Genomic DNA, 16,061 nt, shown 5'->3' on the forward strand with positions numbered 1-16,061 from the left:
TGGGCTAAGGGTGGCAGTTGTCGCAGGGAATGCCAAGCGCAATGGCAGAGGATTGGAAAATATTCTCGTCAGGGCTACGGGATGACCAGACAGCCACCCCGTAACCTGCTAAGCCGTCAGCTTTTGCTTTTCAGCTTTGATGTCGTTGGCCATGCTGTCACGCACGTCCTGAGGGATTTTAAGCTCGTCGCCCAGGGCCTGAAGATAGCTGCGCTCCATAAAGTGATCCACATCGATGACCAGATTGCTGAGGAAATAGACCTCCAAAGCCTCTTCCTCATTTTTCACATCAACGGCCAGTTTCTGTGGGTCAAGGGGCATATCGATGGCCTGCTGGATCAGCTTCTCACCTTCACTCCCCAGACCGGCCTGATGAATATGTTCATTGATGGCCTCTCTTTCCTGAGGATCGATGTGCCCGTCACTTTTAGCCGCGAAAACCAGCGCCTGCACCAGGCGTTCTGCACGGCGATCCACCGGCGTTTGCTGCTGGCCAAACTGGGGCTCGTCACTGTGCGTTTCACTGACACGCTGCTTATATTTTTTCCAGAGCACTGCGCCTGCGGCAGCGCTTCCTCCAATAATCAGGGCATTCTTACCATATTTAGTCAAAAGATTACGGGAAGATTTACTGGCGATCAGCAGGCCAGCAAGTCCGCCCAGTGCACCAGGCGCGAGCATTTTACTCAACCCTTCTCCACCGCTTCCCTTGCCTGCACTGTTTCCCAGTACCGATTGAATCTGCTGCAGCCAGTTAGTCATATGTTGATCTCTGTTGCCGGAAAACCACCAGCATAGAGCGGTATGCGTCAAGAAGCGTCAAGCGAGGAAAAGCCTGGAAAACCTTAAATGCCTCATCCTGCACAGCAAATTTGTCCATGTCGCTATACTTGATGTGGAGGTAAGGCTCTGTAAGCACTAAATATTACCTTGCATGAAGACACATTTTTATTGCTTCTGAATTTTTGAACACTTTAAGAAGGGAATACCATGACGCGTTTCAGTGAGAATCCGCTGTTTATCAATACGGTTCTTTTAGGCGGAAGCCCGGAAGGAAAACTCCTGGCGGCTGCAGAAGCGGGCTTTAGCCAGGTTGAACTGTGGCGTCAGGATGTTGAAGCAGCTCAGGGAAATGCCGGCGATGTTGCCAGGTTACTGGAGCAACAGAAACTGGGGTTAACTGACTATCAGGTACTGCTGGATTTTGATGGTGCGCCAGACGATCAGCGTGAGCCTAAGCGGCAGGAAGCACTGAAAATGCTGGATACCGCAGTAAGCCTGGGGGCCACAACGCTGCTGACCCCGGCGTCTACCCACTCAGCCTGTATTGCGGAGCGTGAAGAGGAAGATATTCGCTGGCTTGCCAGGGAAGCGGGCCAGCGCGGACTGCGGGTGGCTTTTGAGGCGATGGCCTGGAGCACGCATATCAACAACACGGCGGCTGCGTGGAAGCTGGTACAGAAAGTGGATGAACCGAACCTCGGCCTGGTGGTGGATGCCTTCCATATCTTTGCAAGGAACCGCACCCTGGCTGACCTGGCGGGCATACCGATGGAGAAGATCTTTCTGGTACAGCTCTCTGACCTGGCTACCCTCCCCGCCCGGGAGGATCTGGTAGACACGGCACGCCACCAGCGGCTGCTGCCGGGCCAGGGAAGTTTCCCGCTTTATACCCTGCTTAACTACCTGCATGCTCAGGGCTATAGCGGCCCCCTGGGGCTGGAGGTGTTTAATGACGGTTACCACCAGCAGCCCCCGGCAGAGGTCGCAAAAGAGGCGATGCATGCCCTTAAACGAGTCTGCGCTGCGACACTGTAAATCAGGCCGCTTTGCTGGCACGGGCGGCGGATTTGGTTTTCGCCGCTTTGCCACTCTGGGCTGCCGAGGCTTCAGCCTCTTCGTCATCACCTTCTGGGGCAGTTTCGTCAGCGCTCAGGGCTTCAGAATTTCCCTCTGCAGCAGATGACGCTTCTTTCCCCGTGGCCGGGTCGCTGGCTTCAGGCATTTTGCTGGTACGCAGAATGTGCTGAAGAGCCTCTTTATTCCCGGCAAGGAACATTCCCAGTGCTTCACGCTGATCTTCTTCCATGATCAGCGACGAGTCACTCAGCCAGTCTGTAAAGACTTCTGCCATGTCGAGCATTTTATCGTACGCGTCGGCTTCTTTCTTACTGGCGAATGTCATCTTTTCCTCACCTTTTCTGACGACAACATATTTGATTTCAACAGCCATAGTTCTCACCTCGTTTAACTGTATTTTTATACAGTATATCAGCCCGCCATTTTTTGCTCAAGCCTGGAAAGCTGATGTACGCGCAATCGTTTTCGTTTATACTGCGCGCGTTTTTTTCATCCAATCAGGTAGAGACTATGACCACTCTTGGAACCGCGCTGCGCCCTGCCGCAACCCGTGTAATGCTGTTAGGTTCAGGTGAACTGGGCAAAGAAGTGGCGCTGGAATGTCAGCGTCTTGGCGTCGAGGTAATTGCAGTCGATCGCTATGCCGATGCCCCGGCTATGCATGTGGCACACCGCAGCCATGTCATCAATATGCTGGATGGCGAAGCGCTGAAAGCGCTTGTCGCGCTGGAACGTCCGGATTATATCGTGCCGGAAATTGAAGCTATTGCCACCGACATGCTGATTGAGCTGGAAAAACAGGGTCAACACGTAGTGCCTACAGCCCGCGCAGCCCGCCTGACCATGAACCGCGAGGGTATCCGTCGTCTGGCGGCAGAGGAGCTGGCATTACCGACATCCAGCTATCAGTTTGCCGACAGCATAGATGCTTTTAAAAAAGCCGCTGATGAAATTGGCTTCCCGTGCATCGTTAAGCCGGTAATGAGTTCTTCCGGTAAAGGTCAGAGCTTTATCCGTGAAGCCTCACAGCTTGACTCCGCCTGGGCATATGCGCAACAAGGTGGACGTGCCGGTGCCGGACGCGTGATCGTTGAAGGCGTGGTGAAGTTTGACTTTGAAATTACCCTGCTGACCATCAGCGCCGTGGACGGCATCCACTTCTGCGCGCCAATTGGTCACCGTCAGGAAGACGGTGACTATCGCGAATCCTGGCAGCCGCAGCAGATGAGTGCTCTGGCGCTGGAACGCGCTGAGCAGATTGCTGAGCAGGTCGTGAAGGCACTGGGTGGACATGGCCTGTTTGGCGTGGAACTGTTCGTCTGTGGCGATGAGGTCGTCTTCAGCGAAGTCTCTCCTCGCCCACACGACACCGGTATGGTAACTCTGATTTCTCAGGATCTCTCTGAATTCGCCCTGCATGTTCGCGCCTTCCTCGGCCTGCCTGTTGGCGGCATTCGCCAGTATGGCGCTGCTGCTTCCGCGGTCATTTTGCCAGAGCTGGACAGCGATAATGTGCAATTCGCGAATCTGGGTGATGTGCTGGGAGCAGGCTTGCAGGTTCGTTTATTTGGTAAACCAGAAATCCGCGGCAAGCGCCGTCTGGGTGTGGCGCTGGCCACTGGCGACAACATTGATCTGGCGATTGAGCGCGCCATCAAGTGCGCAGCTGGCGTAAAAGTCAGCGGGTAATAGCCTTTAGCCCCTGATGCCCCGACGACTAAGGCAAGGGGCCCAGGCAGGTTCATAAAGCGTCATGCGCCAGGGACGGCGAAACTGTTACGGATAACGCTAATTGCGTCTGCCCAGGTTACCCTTATCGGCACCCGGGCATCAGGCTTTTAGCTGCGGAATCAGGCGATCACAGAAACCTGAACCAAACTATTTAGCGGGCGCCAGCTACCGCTTCGCGCGCCAGTTGAGTAATACGGTCGTAATCCCCCGCTTCCAGCGCATCCGCTGGCACCAGCCAGGAACCCCCGATACATAACACGCTTTTCAGCGCCAGATAATCACGGTAGTTGGCCGGAGAGATGCCGCCAGTCGGGCAGAAACGCACCTGAGGGAAGGGTCCGCCAATCGCCTGCAGCGCTTTTACCCCGCCATTCGCTTCAGCCGGGAAAAATTTAAACTCACGCAGGCCATAATCAAGCCCCGTCATCAGTTCAGAAACCGTGCTGATACCCGGGATCAACGGGACCTGCCCCTCAACAGCGGCTTTTAGCAGGCTTTCCGTCACGCCGGGGCTGATAACAAACTGCGCGCCTGCATCGGTCACTTCTTTTAATTGCCGGACATTGAGCACCGTGCCCGCGCCGACAATGGCTTCCGGCACCTCTTTAATCATCGCTTTCAGGGCATCCATGGCACAGGGAGTACGCAGGGTGACTTCCAGCACCTTCACTCCCCCCGCCACCAGGGCTTTCGCCATAGGGACGGCATGTTCAAGTTTGTTAACCACAATCACCGGTACCACAGGGCCGGTAGTCAGAATGTGTTCTGCGCTGGTCTTCCAGTTAGTCATTGTTTCTGCTTCTCCAAAGCGACGCGCGCGGCGTCAGGACAGGGTTACCTGAACTACCATACAGCATCAGCTTCCGCGCCGTCTATCAGCACAATTCATTTTTTAAAACTACGGTTCATTTTTCGGGGCTTCACCCTTAGCAGGGGAATGAGAGGCAATTCTGTGTGCGATGAAAAGTGGCAGTGAGGGGAAATAACTGACGGGCAGAACGCTGAGAGATAAAAAAACCCTGCAGAGAGCGCAGGGTTTATTCACCGTATACAGGCCAGTACAGGGCCTGTAATCATATGTTATTCGAACTCGTTCCAGGAACGGCCATCACGGGAAATCATGGCTACTGACGCCACTGGTCCCCATGTCCCGGCCTGATAAGGCTTGGGAGCGTCATTATCAGCGGCCCATGCTTCCATGATGGAGTCGACCCACTTCCAGGCTTCTTCCACTTCGTCACGGCGCACGAACAGCGCCTGAATACCCCGCATGGTCTCCAGCAGCAGACGCTCATAAGCATCGGCCAGATGTGACTGGTTAAAGGTCTCAGAGAAGCTCAGATCCAGTTTGGTGGTTTGCAGATTATGTTTGTGATCCAGACCCGGCACTTTATTCAGGATCTGAATATCCACACCCTCATCCGGTTGCAGACGGATAGTCAGCTTGTTCTGAGGCAGCTCCTGCCAGGAATCTTTAAACAGGTTCATTGCCGGGTTCTTGAAATAGACCACAACTTCTGAACATTTGCTTGGCAGACGTTTACCGGTACGGAGATAGAACGGCACGCCAGCCCAACGCCAGTCATCAATATCCACGCGAATAGAGACGAACGTTTCGGTGCTGCTGGATTTATTAGCGCCTTCCTCTTCCAGGTAGCCAGGCACTTTTTTACCCTGCACAAAACCTGAGGTGTACTGCCCGCGCACGGTTTTTTCACGTACGTTGGTATGGTCAATGCGGCGCAGTGAACGCAGCACTTTCACTTTTTCATCGCGAATGCGGTCAGCAGAGAGATCTGAAGGCGGTGACATTGCAATAAAGGTCAGAACCTGTAACAGGTGGTTCTGGATCATATCGCGCATCTGACCAGCCTGATCGAAATACCCCCAGCGACCTTCGATACCCACTTCCTCTGCCACGGTGATCTGCACATGGTCGATGGTGCGGTTATCCCAGTTGGAGGCAAACAGCGAGTTAGCAAAGCGCAGCGCCAGCAGGTTCAGAACTGTCTCTTTGCCGAGATAGTGGTCAATACGGAAAACCTGGTTCTCTTCAAAATACTCACCCACCTGATCGTTGATCTCACGGGAGGTAGCCAGAGAGGTCCCCAGCGGTTTCTCCATCACTACTCGTGCAGGCTGTGCATTAAGTTTGGCGGTCCCCAGACCTTTACAGATCGCACCGAAGGTACCCGGCGGCATGGCGAAATAGTTGATGGTGACGCGTTTTTTCTGATCCAGCATTTTACCCAGATTGGTAAAGTGGGCCACATCGTTAACATCAAGATTGCAGAAATCGAGTCGGCTGCTCAGCTTATCCCACAGCGCTTCATCGATTTTTTCCTTCATAAAGGTTTCCAGCGCTTCGCGCACTACCTTGGTGTAGGCTGCTTTATCCCAGTCCGCCCGACCCACCCCGATAATGCGGGACTCTTCATGGATCTGCCCGGCTTTTTCTAACTGGTACAGGGAAGGCAACAGTTTCCGGCGAGCTAAATCGCCTTTGGCACCGAATATCACCAGATCGCATGCCTGGGCCGTTTGTGTAACCGCCATTATATTCTCCTCGTTGCAGGATTAGCCTGACCGGATTAATCCGTAAGCAGTCAGGCTCTTATTGTAATTTTCTTTCAGTACAATGTACTGCTTTTGCCCGGTCCGCGTAAACCGGGCAGCGCTACACCAGCACAGAGTATGCAATTGTCTGAATCTTTACCGTCGAAGGAACGGACAGTTTGTGCGTAATTTTTCGACTTTTTTGTTACTGTATTTACATATTTGAAAATCAGACACAGTTCAAAGTCTGACAATAAAAGCCGGGGATCCGCGCTGTGCCCCTGCCCGCCGCCGTTTAGCGCATTGTATATTCTCTACAAATTGACATCGATTTCTCCTTTGATTGAAATCGTCACAATGTATGAGTGGATGCCATGATGAATATGCTGGAAAAAATTCAGGCTCACCTGGAGCACCTTAGCAAATCCGAACGAAAAGTGGCGGAGGTCATACTGGCTGCGCCTGGCTCCGCCATCCATGCCAGCATCGCCCTGCTGGCCCGTGAAGCAGAGGTCAGTGAACCTACCGTTAACCGCTTTTGCCACCGGCTGCAAACCCGTGGCTTCCCTGACTTTAAGCTGCAACTGGCACAAAGTCTGGCCAACGGCACCCCTTATGTCAGCCGGAATGTCGATGAAAATGACAGTGTCGAAGCTTACTCGGCAAAAATTTTCGAATCGGCGATGGCCGGGCTGGATCAGGTTCGCAACGCGCTGGATGCTACCGCGATCAACCGCGCGGTAGATCTGCTTACCCAGTCAAAAAAATCGCCTTCTTTGGTCTGGGTGCATCGGCGGCCGTGGCTCATGATGCAATGAATAAATTTTTTCGCTTCAATGTGCCGGTCATCTATTCCGATGATATTGTGATGCAGCGGATGTGTTGTATCAACAGCACAGAAGGCGATGTCGTGGTGCTGATTTCTCATACCGGACGCACTAAAAATTTAGTCGAACTGGCGCAGCTTGCACGGGAAAATGATGCCACGGTCCTGGCGATCACCTCTCCTGACTCGCCGCTGGCCCATGAAGCCACCCTGGCGCTGACGCTGGATGTCCCGGAAGATACCGACATCTATATGCCTATGGTTTCCAGGCTGGCGCAGCTGACATTGATTGATGTGCTGGCTACCGGCTTTACCCTGCGGCGCGGCGCCAAATTCCGGGATAATCTCAAACGGGTCAAGGCTGCGCTAAAAGAGTCCAGATTTGAAAAAGAAGATCCGCTGCTGGTGCTTTCGCGCCGCTAGCCGGATCTTGCAGGGTCGTGGAATCCGGCCCATCTCATGTAAAACAGAATGAACCTTTTCAGGGGTTGCTCCGGCAACGCCCCTTTCAAAGTCAACGGAGTCATACATGTCAAGACGTCTCAGAAGAACCAAGATTGTAACCACACTGGGGCCCGCTACCGATCGCGATAATAACCTTGAAAAAATCATCGCTGCGGGTGCCAATGTCGTTCGCCTGAACTTCTCCCACGGCACCGCCGAAGATCATCTTCTGCGTGCCAATAAAGTTCGTGAAATTGCGGCAAAGCTTGGTCGTCATGTCGCTATCCTCGGTGATCTTCAGGGTCCAAAAATTCGTGTTTCCACTTTCAAGGAAGGCAAAGTCTTTCTGAACGTGGGCGACCGCTTCCTGCTGGATGCCAGCATGGGTAAAGGCGAAGGCGATAAAGACAAAGTCGGCATTGATTACAAAGGCTTACCGGCTGACGTAGTGCCTGGTGATATCCTGCTCCTTGATGATGGTCGCGTGCAGTTGAAAGTGCTGGAAGTTCAGGGCATGAAGGTGTTCACCGAAGTGACCGTGGGTGGCCCACTTTCCAATAACAAGGGCATCAACAAACTGGGTGGCGGCCTCTCTGCAGAAGCACTGACCGAGAAAGACAAAGCGGATATTCTTACCGCGGCCAAAATTAACTGCGACTATCTGGCCGTCTCCTTCCCGCGCTGTGGTGAAGATCTCAACTACGCTCGTCGCCTCGCGCGGGATGCAGGCTGCGATGCCAAAATCGTCTCTAAAGTAGAGCGCGCAGAGGCGGTCGCCTCACAGGAAGCAATGGATGACATCATCCTGGCATCCGATGTGGTGATGGTGGCAAGGGGCGATCTGGGCGTGGAAATTGGCGACCCTGAACTGGTCGGCATCCAGAAAGCGCTGATCCGCCGTGCCCGTCAGCTCAACCGCTCTGTGATCACCGCTACCCAGATGATGGAGTCGATGATCACCAACCCTATGCCAACGCGTGCAGAAGTGATGGACGTGGCTAACGCCGTGCTGGATGGCACCGATGCCGTCATGCTGTCGGCCGAAACCGCTGCCGGTCAGTATCCTGCTGAAACCGTCACCGCGATGGCCAAAGTGTGCCTTGGCGCAGAGAAAATCCCCAGCATTAACGTCTCCAAACACCGTCTTGATGTGCAGTTCGACAACATCGAAGAGGCGATTGCGATGTCTGCCATGTACGCTGCCAACCATTTGCAGGGCGTAACGGCCATCATCACCATGACCGAATCTGGCCGTACCGCATTGATGACTTCACGTATCACTTCCGGCCTGCCGATTTTTGCCATGTCCCGTCATGAACGCACGCTGAACCTGACGGCGTTATACCGTGGCGTGACGCCGGTCTTCTTTGACAGCAACAATGATGGTGTGGCTGCGGCCCATGACGCTATCAATCTGCTGCGCGACAAAGGTTTCCTGGTCTCAGGCGACCTGGTCATTGTGACGCAGGGCGATGTGATGAGTACCACTGGAACCACTAATACCAGCCGCGTGCTGCGGGTGGAGTAACGTCCCCAGGTTATTGAGCCGCAAGGCTCAATAACTTTTTCTTATTCCTTCTCCCCGTTTTAAGCCCCCTGAAACCCTTTGCTCCCCGTCCGCCCCACTTTTGTGATCTATATCACACTTTCAACATTAACAACGCTTATAACAATGCTGTCACAATAATCCTATTGAATGATAATGATTACTATTTATAATCTCACTCTCAATAACAAATGGCGTTTAAACGCCACAAAACCACACAAACAGGAGTTTTTTTAGTTTAAACAGCTAAAACCACTGAATTGCTGTGTCATTGGGGGCCTTGTCGCCCCACGCAAAGGTTAACAACTCTGAACTGACGCCCCAGCGTCAGGCGGTCAACGTCGCCCTTTTTTCAGGGTGGCAGGGCTTACTACGTCTTTTTTTAAGGAATTGCTATGGTGTTACGTACTCAAACTCAGCCGGTCCCTCGCATGCACCTCACCACAGCGGCCGGGTCTCAGGATTACATTTTCAATGACCAGCAGCTGGCCGCATGGAATCAGCAGACTCAGGAAGTGCTGACGCTTCTGACGGGTACCATCAGCGCAGTTGAAAAACCGTTCAGCGGCATCCTTCCTCACGAACTGGCTCCGGACTTTAGCGCTGTTGATTTGAATTGCCCGCTGGGCAGCAATGAAGCCGCACTGGAAGAGCTTAAAGCGCTCTATTTACGCGATGCGGTCTGGTTCCATCACCCTAAATACGTGGCGCATCTTAACTGCCCGGTGGTGCTCCCTTCCCTGCTGGCGGAGCAGATTATGGCAGCGGTGAACAGCTCGGTTGATACCTGGGACCAGAGCGCAGGCGGCACCCTTATTGAACAAAAAGTCATTGACTGGACGCTGAGCCGTATCGGCCTGCCACAGCAGTCCGATGGCATTTTCACCAGTGGCGGTACCCAGTCTAACCTGATGGCTATGCTGCTGGCTCGCGACAGCTGGTGCGCTGCTCATCATCCAGGCCACCTGATCAAACAGCAGGGCCTGCCACACGATGCCAGCAAGTGGCGGGTATTCACCTCGAAACTCAGCCATTTCAGCATCCAGAAATCCATGGCGATCCTGGGGCTGGGCTATGACGCTGTGATCCCGGTGGACTATGACGACCATTACCGGATGGATGCGATGAAGCTGGAACAGGAGATCCAGCGCTGCCATGAACAGGGGCTGATTCCGATTGCGGTGGTTGCCACCAGCGGCACCACTGATTTCGGGAGTATCGACCCGTTGCAGGCGGTCTCTCAGCTTTGCAGGCATTACGGTTTATGGATGCATGTGGATGCCGCTTATGGCTGTGGCCTGCTGGTTTCCGCAGAGCATCGTCAGCGCCTCAAGGGCATTGAACAGGCCGATTCTGTCACCGTCGATTATCACAAATCTTTCTTCCAGACGGTGAGTTGTGGCGCCTTTTTCGTCCGTAACAAACAGCATCTCAGCCATGTTACGCACCATGCTGATTACCTCAACCCGCTCAGCGCACAGCAGGAAGGCACGCCTAACCTGGTGAACAAAAGCATCCAGACCACCCGTCGTTTCGATGCGCTGAAAATGTGGATGACGCTGCGCATTATGGGGCCAGCGGCTTTGGGTGAAGCTTTTGATACGCTGATCGATCTGACAGAAACTGCCCATAGCCTGCTCAGCGCCCATCCGGCAATCGAAGTGCTTCACGCGCCGGAACTGACCACGCAAATCTTCCGTTATGTCCCGCGTCCCGGCATGAGCGACGCCGCCGTTGATGAAATCAACGCCAACATACGTAAGGCTCTGTTCCGTTCCGGCAACGCGGTGATTGCAGGTACCAAAGTCGGTGGCCGACAGTACCTGAAATTCACGCTGCTGAATCCCACCACTACCACGGCCGATCTCGAAGACGTGCTCGCCCTGATCGTGCATTACGGTCGTGAGCAGATTCGTCATTCCGCCCTCAACGCTGCTAACCAGTAAGGAGCAGGCTATGTCTACAATCTATGATTTCGTTGGCATCGGTATCGGCCCCTTTAACCTGGGCCTGGCCTGCCTGAGCGAGCCGGTAGAAGGAGTGAACGGCGTCTTTCTAGACCAGAATCCTGGGTTCGACTGGCACACCGGCATGATGCTGGAAAGCGCCCATCTTCAGACGCCTTTTATGGCCGATCTGGTCACGCTTGCCGACCCCACCAGCCCCTACAGTCTGCTGAACTACATGAAGCAAAAAGGCAAACTCTACTCGTTTTATATCCGCGAAGATTTTTTCCTGATGCGCAAAGAGTATAACCAGTACTGCCAGTGGGCCGCCTCACAGCTGAGTAACCTGCGGTGGAATACTCGCGTGGAGTACGTCAGCTACGACGACAGCCAGCAGTGCTACCGTATACGCTCGGTGAACAGCCAGACCGGTGAGCCGCAGGAGTGGCTTGCCCGTCACCTGGTGCTGGGAACCGGCCCGGCCGCCTGGATGCCAGAGTGCAGCCGCCCTCATCGCCAGCGGTTCACCCACTCCAGTGAATATCTGGTTCATAAAGCTGAGCTGCAGAAGAAGAACTCCATCACCGTGCTGGGAAGTGGGCAGAGTGCGGCGGAGATCTATTACGATCTTCTGACAGATATCGACAGTCATGGCTACCAGCTGAACTGGGTCACCCGTGCGCCACGTTTTTACCCTCTGGAATATACCAAGCTGACGCTGGAGATGACGTCGCCTGAGTGGATTGATTACTTCCACGACCTGCCTCCCGCCAAGCGTGATGCTCTGAATGCACGTCATAAAAATTTGTACAAAGGCATCAACAGCAGCCTGATCAACGATATCTATGATCTGATGTATGTGAAGCAGCTGGATGGGAAGCTCAACGTCAATCTGTTTACCCATTCGGAGCTGAAAGATATGCGCTGGCTGCCGGAAGGCGAGTTTGAATTGTCACTCCATCAGCAGGAACAGGAGCGGGACTTTACGCGCCGGACTCAGGGCCTGGTAATGGCCACTGGCTATCACTACCGTCCGCCCATGTTCATTGAAGGCATCGCCTCACGGCTGCGCTGGGATGAAAAAGGCCGGTACGACGTACAGCGTAACTACAGTATTGACCATCACAATCAGGTCTTTGTGCAGAACGCCGAGCTTCATACCCACGGTTTCGTCACCCCCGATTTGGGAATGGCGTGCTACCGCAACTCTGTCTTGCTGCGTGAGCTGGCTGGCCGGGAAGTCTATCCGGTTGAACGTCAGATCGCTTTCCAGACCTTCCCGGCCCAATCGGAACTTTGATATGTCACAGATACCCTTCACGGCAACCCGCCCGGCGGGCCGCTTCTCCCTTCGTCCTTTTCGCGAAGAGGATGCCATTGAGATCCATAACTGGGTCACGCGTGATTATGCCCGCTTCTGGGGGATGCAGAACGACAGCCTGGAACAGGTGAAGACCTTCTACCTGAACCTTACGGCCAGCAATCCTGCCGCAGCGCTGACGGGCTGTTTAGATGACCAGCCGGTGTTTCTGATGGAGTTTTATCAGGCCAGCGAAGATGAGGTGGGTAAATTTTATCCGACTCAGCCCGGCGACTACGGAATGCACCTGCTGATAGCCCCGGCCAGCAGGCCGATTCCTCAGTTCAGCTGGCAGGTCTTCAGCGTGGTGATGGACTACATGTTCAGCCAGCCTGAAGTCAAACGCGTGGTGGTGGAGCCAGATGTCCGCAACGCCAAAATTCACCCGCTGAACAAGCGCGCAGGTTTCCGCTATCAGCACACCATAGATATGGGACATAAAACCGCATGGCTGGCGTTCTGCCAGCGTGACGATTATCAACAAGCTCTTCTGCAGGAAACCCTGACTATGACGAATGACACCCCTCTTCTTTCCGGCGCCCATCTTTCTGGTGACAACTGGGCGCAGGCTAATCGTATGCTGATCCGCAAAGCCATTGCTGAGTTTGCTCATGAAAAAATCATTGCCCCGGCGGAACTGAACGCGGGCCGCTTCTCGCTGCCTGTGCCGGGTGGCGAAGCGGACTATCAGTTCAAAGCCCGTCGCCTGGCGCTGGATCACTGGGAAATTGATGCCGCTTCGCTGATTAAGCAGGAGAATGGCCATCAGCTGTCGCTGGATGCGCTGCAATTTATCGTCGAATTCAATCAGCAAATCGGTATTCCGCCCGCCATGCTGGCAACCTACATGGAAGAGATCACCAGTACGCTGTGCAGCAGCGTGTTCAAACTGCAGAAGAACAATCCTGACAGCGCCGCGCTGGTTCATGCCGACTTCCAGACGGTGGAAGCTTCAATGACTGAAGGCCATCCCTGCTTTGTGGCGAACAATGGCCGCATTGGCTTTGATGCCCGCGACTACCTGGCCTATGCGCCGGAAGCGGCCACACCGATCTCCCTGGTCTGGGTTGCCGTGCATCTGCGCAACGCTCACTTCTCCAGCCTGAGCGATCTTGAGTATGAACAGCTGATGCGCGATGAACTGGGCCAGCCGGTGATTGATGGTTTCAACCGTCAGTTAACGGAGAAAAATCTCGCGCCTGACGACTATCTGTTTATGCCCGTGCACCCCTGGCAGTGGCAGAACAAATTACTCACCGTGTTTGCGCCGGATATTGCCAATCACGATATCGTTTATCTCGGCATGGGTGACGACCGCTATCAGGCTCAGCAGTCAATCCGGACTTTCTTTAACCGTAGCCAGCCCGGTAAACGCTATGTCAAAACTGCCCTGTCAGTGCTTAACATGGGCTTTATGCGCGGGCTGTCGCCTTACTATATGGCTACCACGCCGGCGATAAATGAGTGGCTGGAAGGCCTGGTGGCTAAGGATGCGTGGCTTCAGCGCTGTGATTTCCGCATTCTGCGTGAGGTGGCTGCCGTTGGATACCACAACCGCTATTACGAGAAGGCTATCAGCGGGGATTCGGCCTATAAAAAAATGTTTGCTGCGCTGTGGCGCGACAATCCGGTTGCCAGTTTGCAGGCTAACCAGCGTCTCATGACTATGGCCTCGTTCCTGCACGTCGATCAGCATCAGCACGCCCTGCTGCCTGCCCTGATTGCAGACTCCGGGCTGCCTGCTGAGCAATGGATCGGCCGCTATCTGACCTGTTACCTCAGCCCGCTGCTGCACTGTTTCTATCAGCACGACCTGGTCTTTATGCCACACGGTGAGAATCTCATCCTGCTGCTGGAAAACAATGTGCCGGTCAGCGCCTATATGAAAGATATCGGTGAAGAGATTGCGGTGATGAATCCGGATGCCGTGTTGCCAGAAAAAGTGCAGCGCCTGGCCGTTGACGTGCCGGAGGATCTCAAGCTGCTGTCGGTCTTTACTGACGTCTTTGACTGCATCTTCCGCTTTATCAGTGCGATCCTGGACGAATCCGGCACGCTGCCGGAAGAGAAATTCTGGCAGGCGGTAGCCAACTGTGTGAAAGAGTACCAGCAGGCACATCCGCAGCTGGCGGCGAAATTTGCCCGTTACGATATGTTCACCGCGGAGTTCACCCGCTCCTGCCTGAACCGCCTGCAGCTGGCGAATAATCAGCAGATGATCAATCTCAGCGATCCGGCGGAAAACCTTAAATTCGCCGGAACCCTGGTGAATCCGATTGCAGCCTTCCGGGAGAATTAATCGTCTGACGGGAAGCGGACCCAGATTCCTTTTCCACCAACGGGCAAGCTGGCGTTTAAAAAGCGCCAGATAATTCATCAAACCGGCACAAAACTGGTGTATGTTGGCGCGGTCGCTTCGGCGGCCGCGTCTTTTAATTTTTCTGCTGGAAGGAGCCAGAATGGCCTCATTTATTCCGGTGTCGAGCCTGACCCGCCGTCATCTGATTTTCCCCCTCTCTTTGGTACTTTTTGAATTTGCGACCTACATCGCACATGACATGATCCAGCCCGGCATGCTGCTGGTGACCAGTGAATTTCAGGTCGGCCCGGAATGGGTTTCCGCTTCCCTGACTGCTTACCTTGTCGGCGGCATTGTGCTGCAATGGCTGCTGGGGCCGCTCTCGGACAAGTTGGGAAGACGGCCAGTGATGCTGGCAGGCGTGGCCTTCTTTATGCTGACCTGCTTTGCAACCCACTGGGTGCAGAGTATCGAGCAGTTTATTCTGCTGCGGTTTTTACAGGGGATCAGCCTCTGCTTTATTGGCGCTGTGGGGTATGCCGCCATTCAGGAGGCATTTGATGAATCCCTGAGCGTGAAGATTATGGCGCTGATGGCTAACGTGGCGCTGCTGGCTCCCCTTGCCGGCCCTCTGGCAGGCGCGGCCTTTCTCTCTATTGGCGAGTGGCGCACCATGTTCTGGCTGTTTGGCGGCGTGACGGCGATTGCGCTGGTAGGCCTCTGGCGCACTATGCCGGAAACCTCCGGCGATCGTGACACCTCGCTTTCGCTGAAATCGCTGGGTAAAGGTTACTATTCGCTGTTGAAAGATCGCCAGGTGATGGCGGGCTCGCTGGCTATCGGCCTGGTCACTATCCCCTGCCTCGCCTGGGTTGCGCTCTCACCGGTGATCCTGATCCACGACGAGGGCTTATCCCGTCTGGACTATGCCCTGCTGCAACTGCCGGTCTTCGTGGCGATGATCGCCGGAAACCTGACGCTTGGTCGCCTGTCAGGCCGGTTGCCGATAGAGCAGCCCCTGAAGCTGGGTGCCTGGCCAATCATTGTCGGGCTGGCCCTGGCCGCGCTCTGTACCTCGATCAATTCGCACAGCTACCTCTGGCTGACCGCCGGACTAAGTTTGTATGGTTTTGGTACCGGGCTGGTGAATGCCGGGCTCTACCGTCTGACGCTGTTCTCCAGTTCAGCGGGCAAAGGCAGCGTGGCAGCCATGCTGGGGATGGTCAGTATAGTGGTCTTTGCTCTGGGGATTGAGCTGGCTAAAAGCGCCTACTTCAGCGGGGGGAGTTTCTGGTTCAGCGTGGCGAACCTGGCTTGTGGGCTGGTGTGGTTATGGCTGGTGCGGGGTTTCCTGCGTGAGCGTAAGCGTCGTACCGCGGTGAGTTCAGTGGAATAAAACCTACCCGTGCCGGAGAGCGATGTGATGCTCTACGGCACGGGCACTCATAATGCCTGGCAGCAAAAAACCTTTCCTGTGTTATTCACTGCCTTTC

General features: G+C 54.4%; 11 protein-coding genes and 1 pseudogene. 8 read left to right on the forward strand and 4 right to left on the reverse strand.

The window, feature by feature from the left end; all coding sequences use genetic code 11:
• Positions 1-108 precede the first annotated feature (108 nt).
• Positions 109-762 carry a DUF533 domain-containing protein gene (locus tag VRC33_RS12840; protein WP_338556393.1) on the reverse strand — a complete coding sequence of 218 codons (654 nt, stop codon included), beginning with the start codon at positions 760-762 and terminating at the stop codon, positions 109-111.
• Between the two features lie 228 nt (positions 763-990).
• Here VRC33_RS12840 and VRC33_RS12845 point away from each other — a divergent pair, with 228 nt between their 5' ends.
• On the forward strand, positions 991-1,818 hold the full coding sequence (locus VRC33_RS12845; protein WP_338556395.1) for a sugar phosphate isomerase/epimerase family protein: 828 nt from the start codon (positions 991-993) through the stop codon (positions 1,816-1,818).
• A gap of 1 nt (position 1,819) precedes the next feature.
• Here VRC33_RS12845 and VRC33_RS12850 read toward each other — a convergent pair whose 3' ends face one another.
• Entirely contained in the window at positions 1,820-2,233 is a 414-nt protein-coding gene (locus VRC33_RS12850) for a YebG family protein (RefSeq protein ID WP_338556397.1), read from the reverse strand.
• Between the two features lie 137 nt (positions 2,234-2,370).
• Here VRC33_RS12850 and purT point away from each other — a divergent pair, with 137 nt between their 5' ends.
• Positions 2,371-3,549 (forward strand): formate-dependent phosphoribosylglycinamide formyltransferase, encoded by a 1,179-nt coding sequence (gene purT / locus VRC33_RS12855; RefSeq protein ID WP_338556399.1) that lies wholly within the window; start codon positions 2,371-2,373, stop codon positions 3,547-3,549.
• A gap of 193 nt (positions 3,550-3,742) precedes the next feature.
• Here the strand turns inward: purT and VRC33_RS12860 are convergent, their stop codons facing one another.
• Both VRC33_RS12860 and zwf read right to left on the reverse strand, forming a co-directional pair.
• Positions 3,743-4,381 (reverse strand): bifunctional 4-hydroxy-2-oxoglutarate aldolase/2-dehydro-3-deoxy-phosphogluconate aldolase, encoded by a 639-nt coding sequence (locus VRC33_RS12860; RefSeq protein WP_338556401.1) that lies wholly within the window; start codon positions 4,379-4,381, stop codon positions 3,743-3,745.
• Between the two features lie 290 nt (positions 4,382-4,671).
• Entirely contained in the window at positions 4,672-6,147 is a 1,476-nt protein-coding gene (gene zwf, locus VRC33_RS12865) for a glucose-6-phosphate dehydrogenase (protein WP_338556403.1), read from the reverse strand.
• Between the two features lie 377 nt (positions 6,148-6,524).
• Between zwf and VRC33_RS12870 the strand changes: the two are divergent.
• The 6 genes and pseudogenes from VRC33_RS12870 (at position 6,525) to VRC33_RS12895 (ending at position 15,964) form a co-directional block, all read left to right on the forward strand.
• Positions 6,525-7,396, forward strand: a pseudogene (locus VRC33_RS12870) (MurR/RpiR family transcriptional regulator).
• Between the two features lie 106 nt (positions 7,397-7,502).
• Positions 7,503-8,945, forward strand: a complete 1,443-nt coding sequence (gene pyk / locus VRC33_RS12875; protein ID WP_338556405.1) for a pyruvate kinase — start codon at positions 7,503-7,505, stop codon at positions 8,943-8,945.
• 413 nt (positions 8,946-9,358) lie between these two features.
• Positions 9,359-10,909, forward strand: a complete 1,551-nt coding sequence (locus VRC33_RS12880; RefSeq protein ID WP_338556407.1) for an aspartate aminotransferase family protein — start codon at positions 9,359-9,361, stop codon at positions 10,907-10,909.
• 10 nt (positions 10,910-10,919) lie between these two features.
• Positions 10,920-12,209, forward strand: coding sequence for a lysine N(6)-hydroxylase/L-ornithine N(5)-oxygenase family protein (locus tag VRC33_RS12885; RefSeq protein ID WP_338556409.1), 1,290 nt, complete (start codon positions 10,920-10,922; stop codon positions 12,207-12,209).
• 1 nt (position 12,210) lies between these two features.
• Positions 12,211-14,568 carry a GNAT family N-acetyltransferase gene (locus VRC33_RS12890; protein WP_338556412.1) on the forward strand — a complete coding sequence of 786 codons (2,358 nt, stop codon included), beginning with the start codon at positions 12,211-12,213 and terminating at the stop codon, positions 14,566-14,568.
• Positions 14,569-14,728: 160 nt separating this feature from the next.
• Positions 14,729-15,964 (forward strand): MFS transporter, encoded by a 1,236-nt coding sequence (locus tag VRC33_RS12895; RefSeq protein WP_338567341.1) that lies wholly within the window; start codon positions 14,729-14,731, stop codon positions 15,962-15,964.
• Positions 15,965-16,061 lie beyond the last annotated feature (97 nt).

The organism is Erwinia sp. E_sp_B01_1, assembly GCF_036865545.1.
Lineage (GTDB): Bacteria > Pseudomonadota > Gammaproteobacteria > Enterobacterales > Enterobacteriaceae > Erwinia.

Excerpts from the sequence above, each read along its gene's own strand:
- VRC33_RS12840 (WP_338556393.1), bottom strand. The coding sequence starts at position 762 with ATGACTAACTGGCTGCAGCAGATTCAATCGGTACTGGGAAACAGTGCA.
- VRC33_RS12845 (WP_338556395.1), top strand. The coding sequence starts at position 991 with ATGACGCGTTTCAGTGAGAATCCGCTGTTTATCAATACGGTTCTTTTA.
- VRC33_RS12850 (WP_338556397.1), bottom strand. The coding sequence starts at position 2,233 with ATGGCTGTTGAAATCAAATATGTTGTCGTCAGAAAAGGTGAGGAAAAG.
- purT (WP_338556399.1), top strand. The coding sequence starts at position 2,371 with ATGACCACTCTTGGAACCGCGCTGCGCCCTGCCGCAACCCGTGTAATG.
- VRC33_RS12860 (WP_338556401.1), bottom strand. The coding sequence starts at position 4,381 with ATGACTAACTGGAAGACCAGCGCAGAACACATTCTGACTACCGGCCCT.
- zwf (WP_338556403.1), bottom strand. The coding sequence starts at position 6,147 with ATGGCGGTTACACAAACGGCCCAGGCATGCGATCTGGTGATATTCGGT.
- pyk (WP_338556405.1), top strand. The coding sequence starts at position 7,503 with ATGTCAAGACGTCTCAGAAGAACCAAGATTGTAACCACACTGGGGCCC.
- VRC33_RS12880 (WP_338556407.1), top strand. The coding sequence starts at position 9,359 with ATGGTGTTACGTACTCAAACTCAGCCGGTCCCTCGCATGCACCTCACC.
- VRC33_RS12885 (WP_338556409.1), top strand. The coding sequence starts at position 10,920 with ATGTCTACAATCTATGATTTCGTTGGCATCGGTATCGGCCCCTTTAAC.
- VRC33_RS12890 (WP_338556412.1), top strand. The coding sequence starts at position 12,211 with ATGTCACAGATACCCTTCACGGCAACCCGCCCGGCGGGCCGCTTCTCC.
- VRC33_RS12895 (WP_338567341.1), top strand. The coding sequence starts at position 14,729 with ATGGCCTCATTTATTCCGGTGTCGAGCCTGACCCGCCGTCATCTGATT.